Annotated in this window: 6 protein-coding genes; 4 read left to right on the top strand and 2 right to left on the bottom strand. The window is 65.0% G+C overall.

Annotation, left to right across the window (positions count from 1 at the left end):
- The 3 genes from J1C47_RS23260 to J1C47_RS23250 all read left to right on the top strand — a co-directional run.
- Nucleotides 1-906: ABC transporter ATP-binding protein (locus J1C47_RS23260; RefSeq protein ID WP_207353191.1), on the top strand; the 906-nt coding region annotated here is incomplete at its 5' end.
- Nucleotides 907-917: 11 nt separating this feature from the next.
- Nucleotides 918-1,805 carry a carbohydrate ABC transporter permease gene (locus tag J1C47_RS23255; RefSeq protein WP_207353190.1) on the top strand — a complete coding sequence of 296 codons (888 nt, stop codon included), beginning with the start codon at nt 918-920 and terminating at the stop codon, nt 1,803-1,805.
- A 77-nt stretch (nt 1,806-1,882) separates the two neighbouring features.
- Nucleotides 1,883-2,695, top strand: coding sequence for a carbohydrate ABC transporter permease (locus J1C47_RS23250; protein ID WP_207353192.1), 813 nt, complete (start codon nt 1,883-1,885; stop codon nt 2,693-2,695).
- Nucleotides 2,696-3,006: 311 nt separating this feature from the next.
- Here J1C47_RS23250 and J1C47_RS23245 read toward each other — a convergent pair whose 3' ends face one another.
- Nucleotides 3,007-3,363, bottom strand: a complete 357-nt coding sequence (locus J1C47_RS23245) for a helix-turn-helix transcriptional regulator (RefSeq protein WP_207353189.1) — start codon at nt 3,361-3,363, stop codon at nt 3,007-3,009.
- Between the two features lie 9 nt (nt 3,364-3,372).
- Entirely contained in the window at nt 3,373-3,609 is a 237-nt protein-coding gene (locus J1C47_RS23240) for a type II toxin-antitoxin system RelE family toxin (RefSeq protein ID WP_207353188.1), read from the bottom strand.
- Nucleotides 3,610-3,707: 98 nt separating this feature from the next.
- Here J1C47_RS23240 and J1C47_RS23235 point away from each other — a divergent pair, with 98 nt between their 5' ends.
- Entirely contained in the window at nt 3,708-3,992 is a 285-nt protein-coding gene (locus tag J1C47_RS23235; protein WP_207353187.1) for a DUF2160 domain-containing protein, read from the top strand.
- Nucleotides 3,993-4,142: the final 150 nt, after the last annotated feature.

The following is a 4,142-nucleotide window of genomic DNA, read 5'->3' as shown; positions in this document are numbered from 1 at the left end:
CTTTTGACCCCGTCGGAGGGCCATGTGCGCTTCGACGACCGCGACGTGACGATGCTTTCGCCGGAAGCCCGCAACATCGCCCAGGTGTTCCAGTTCCCGGTGATCTACGACACCATGACGGTGCGCCAGAACCTCGCCTTCCCGCTGAAGAACCGCAAGGTGCCGGCCGCCGAGATCGCCAGCCGCGTCGAGGACATGCTGCGCCGCATCGGGCTCGAGGCGAAGGCCGACCGCAAGGCGCGGGGCCTGACCGCCGACGAGAAGCAGAAGATCTCGCTCGGCCGCGGCCTGGTGCGCTCCGACGTCGCCGCCATCCTCTTCGACGAGCCGCTGACGGTCATCGACCCGCACATGAAGTGGCAGCTGCGCTCGGAACTGAAGCAGCTGCACCACGAATTCGCGATGACCATGGTCTACGTCACCCACGACCAGACCGAGGCGCTGACCTTCGCCGACAAGGTGGTGGTGATGTTCGAGGGCGAGGTCGTGCAGATCGGCACGCCGGAAGAGCTGTTCGAGCGGCCGCAGCACACCTTCGTCGGCTATTTCATCGGCTCGCCGGGGATGAACGTCCTGCCCTGCCGGCTGGAGAACGGCGAGGCGGTGGTCTCGGGCGCGCGCATCGCGCTGCCGGCCGTGCGTTCCGTGCCGCATGAAGGCCAGATGACGGAACTCGGCATCCGGCCGGAATTCGTCGGCATCGTGCCGCGGGGCGGCGGCGTGCCGATCGCCATCGACCGGGTCGAGGACATCGGCTCCGAGCGCATCGTCCGGGCCCGGCTCGACGGCATGCCGCTCACCGCGATCCTCAAGGAGAACGCGGCGATCCCCGCCGAGGCGGATGCGGCATTCGCGCCGCATGCCCTCAATCTCTACGCCGATTCCTGGCTGGTCGAGCGGGGCTGAGGAGACGCATCATGGAAAAGACCTGGAACAACAAGGCCTGGTTCTTCGTCCTGCCGGTGCTCCTGCTCGTCGCCTTCTCGGCGGTCATCCCGCTGATGACGGTGGTGAACTATTCGGTACAGGACAGCTTCGGCAACAACCAGTTCTTCTGGTACGGGGCCGACTGGTTCCGGGAAGTGCTGACGTCGGAAAGGTTCCACGACGCGCTGATGCGCAACCTGCTGTTCTCGGCGATCATCCTCGCCATCGAGGTGCCGCTCGGCATTCTGGTGGCGCTGGCGATGCCGAAGAAGGGCGTCTGGGTGCCGGTCTGCCTCGTCCTGATGGCGCTGCCGCTGCTGATCCCCTGGAACGTCGTCGGCACCATCTGGCAGGTCTTCGCGCGTACCGACATCGGCCTTCTCGGCTATACCGTCGATGCCCTCGGCATCGACTACAACTACGTGCGCAACGTCGCCGACGCATGGGTGACGGTCATCGTCATGGACGTCTGGCACTGGACGAGCCTCGTCGTGCTGCTGTGCTATGCCGGCCTCGTCTCGATCCCCGACGCCTACTACCAGGCCGCCAAGATCGACGGCGCCTCGCGCTGGGCGGTGTTCCGCTACATCCAGCTGCCGAAGATGGGCCGCGTCCTGCTGATCGCCGTGCTGCTCCGTTTCATGGACAGCTTCATGATCTACACCGAGCCTTTCGTCGTCACCGGCGGCGGCCCCGGCAATTCGACGACCTTCCTGTCGATCGACCTCGTCAAGCTGGCGATCGGCCAGTTCAACCTCGGCGAGGCGGCGGCGATGAGCCTCGTCTACTTCCTCATCATCCTGCTCCTGTCGTGGATCTTCTACACGGTGATGACCAATGCCGGCACCGACCGGCCGCTGAAGGGGGGCGCGGAATGACCGACCAGGCGACGATCGACCACACCAGCCTTCCGGGCGCCGCGCATTCCGAGAGCGCCCTCGCCGCGCGGTCGCGGATGAAGGCCGGCCATTTCCGCTGGAAGGCGCTGATCCCCATCTTCTACATCGTCTTCCTGCTCCTGCCGATCTACTGGCTGGTCAATATGAGCTTCAAGACCAACCAGGAGATCCTCGGCACGCTGACGCTGTTTCCGCAGCATCCGACCCTCCACAATTACCGGGTGATCTTCACCGATCCGTCCTGGTACATGGGCTACGTCAATTCGATCATCTACGTCGTGATGAACATGGTGATCTCGGTGGCCGTGGCGCTGCCGGCCGCCTATGCCTTCTCACGCTACCGCTTTCTCGGCGACAAGCACCTGTTCTTCTGGCTCCTGACCAACCGCATGGCGCCGCCGGCAGTGTTCGCCCTGCCGTTCTTCCAGCTCTATTCGGCCTTCGGCCTGATCGACACCCACATCGCCGTGGCGCTCGCCCACTGCCTGTTCAACGTGCCGCTGGCGGTGTGGATTCTCGAAGGCTTCATGTCCGGCGTTCCCAAGGAGATCGACGAGACCGCCTATATCGACGGCTATTCCTTCCCGCGCTTCTTCTTCAGGATCTTCATGCCGCTGATCGCTTCGGGCATCGGCGTCGCGGCCTTCTTCTGCTTCATGTTCTCCTGGGTCGAACTGCTGATCGCCCGCACCCTCACCGTCACCGACGCCAAGCCGATCTCGGCGATCATGACCCGGACCGTCTCGGCGTCGGGCCTCGACTGGGGCGTGCTGGCGGCGGCGGGCGCGCTGACCATCATCCCCGGCGCCATCGTCATCTGGTTCGTCAGGAACTACATCGCCAAGGGCTTCGCCCTGGGGCGGGTATGATGGCCGTGCGCCGCCCCCTCGCCCTTCGAGGCATTGGCAGGCTGAGCACTGGCGAGACCAACCCGCATTGCCCCCTCGCCCTTCGAGGCTCGCTTTGCTCGCACCTCAGGATGAGGGGGCGGAGCGGCGGCGCGGTCGTCGCCTCTTGCTCCACGAGATCAGCCGAAATCGTGGGCGTATCTGGTCGGCCGGCCAAGGCGACACCGCGTTCCCGCGCCGTGCAGGCGCCGGCGCTCTCCCCATTTCCTCATCCTGAGGTGCGAGCAAAGCGAGCCTCGAAGGGCGAGGGAATGGCGCCACCAGCCTGTCAATCAGTCCACGATGTCCTCGATCCCCAGCTTCAGCGTCCACGCCAGCGCCTTCAGCGTCGACAGGCGCGGGTCGATCTTGCGGCTTTCGATGTCGGAAACGCTCGCCGCCCGCACCCCGGCCTTGGCGGCAAGCTCGGCCTGCGTCCAGCCGACCGCCTTGCGCCAGGCCGCCAGCGGGTGGAGCGTGCCGTTCCAGACCTGTTCCGCCAGGTCGTGGGGCATCGAGGGCGCCCCCTCGTCGGCAATCATCGCCTGCTCGGCGATCGCCACGTCGCCCGCGTCCTCGATGAGCGTCCGATACTCTTCCTCGGTCAAGACGATGAATTTGTCGCCCTTGAGGTTCACCGCTTCATTCATGGGACTTCCTCAACGATAGACCGCGCGCCGATGCGCTATTCTGATAACCAGGACGTCGTTTTCGATGACGAACACGGCGCGCCAGTCCCCGTGCCGAAGGCGAAACTCGTCGGTTCCGACCATTTTGACGACATCGCCGATCCGAGTTTCCGCGTATCGGACGAGTTTGCCTTTGATCGCGTCTCGGTCGTGGGCCGGCATGCGGTTCAGAGCCTTCATCGCCGACGGCCGATAGGTCACCTTCATTCCGGCACTCGCCTGCGTGTTGGTTCCGTATACGCCAAAGCGCATTTTTCGGCAACGGCTTTGCCAGTTTCCACATCTTGCAGTCGAAAGGCAATCGCATGATCGACCTCTCCTGGATGGCCTGGACCTGGCCGACGGCGATCTTCTTCGTCGCGATTTTCGGGCTGATCGCCCTGATGGGCGTGTGGGAATACGTCTCGCCGGGCGGGCATCCGCGCGTCGGCGTCCTGCGCTTCGAGACGACGCGCGGCGATCGGCTGTTCGTCTCGCTGCTCGGTTCGGCCTTCATCTGCCTCGGCTGGCTCTGGGCCACCGATCTTTCGCTCTGGTACGCGCTCGTCCTGTGCGCGGTGTTCTTCGTCCTCGTCTTCAGCCTCGTGTGAGGCTTCGGGCGGTGACGACCACGGCCCGCTCCGCCGCCGGTCGGCGCGGGCTTCCTCAGATCGACCGGTTTCTGCAACGGGAGGACATACGCATGAAACGCAGTCTCTGGGTCACCAGCGCGACCCTCGCCATCGCGCTCGCCACGGGCC

Source organism: Jiella sonneratiae (assembly GCF_017353515.1).
Lineage (GTDB): Bacteria > Pseudomonadota > Alphaproteobacteria > Rhizobiales > Rhizobiaceae > Jiella > Jiella sonneratiae.
The sequence above is the reverse complement of the archived record's forward strand: the minus strand, read 5'-3'. Positions and strand labels throughout refer to the sequence as shown.

Coding starts and splice junctions, on each gene's coding strand:
- J1C47_RS23255 (WP_207353190.1), top strand. CDS start 918: ATGGAAAAGACCTGGAACAACAAGGCCTGGTTCTTCGTCCTGCCGGTG.
- J1C47_RS23250 (WP_207353192.1), top strand. CDS start 1,883: ATGAAGGCCGGCCATTTCCGCTGGAAGGCGCTGATCCCCATCTTCTAC.
- J1C47_RS23245 (WP_207353189.1), bottom strand. CDS start 3,363: ATGAATGAAGCGGTGAACCTCAAGGGCGACAAATTCATCGTCTTGACC.
- J1C47_RS23240 (WP_207353188.1), bottom strand. CDS start 3,609: ATGAAGGTGACCTATCGGCCGTCGGCGATGAAGGCTCTGAACCGCATG.
- J1C47_RS23235 (WP_207353187.1), top strand. CDS start 3,708: ATGATCGACCTCTCCTGGATGGCCTGGACCTGGCCGACGGCGATCTTC.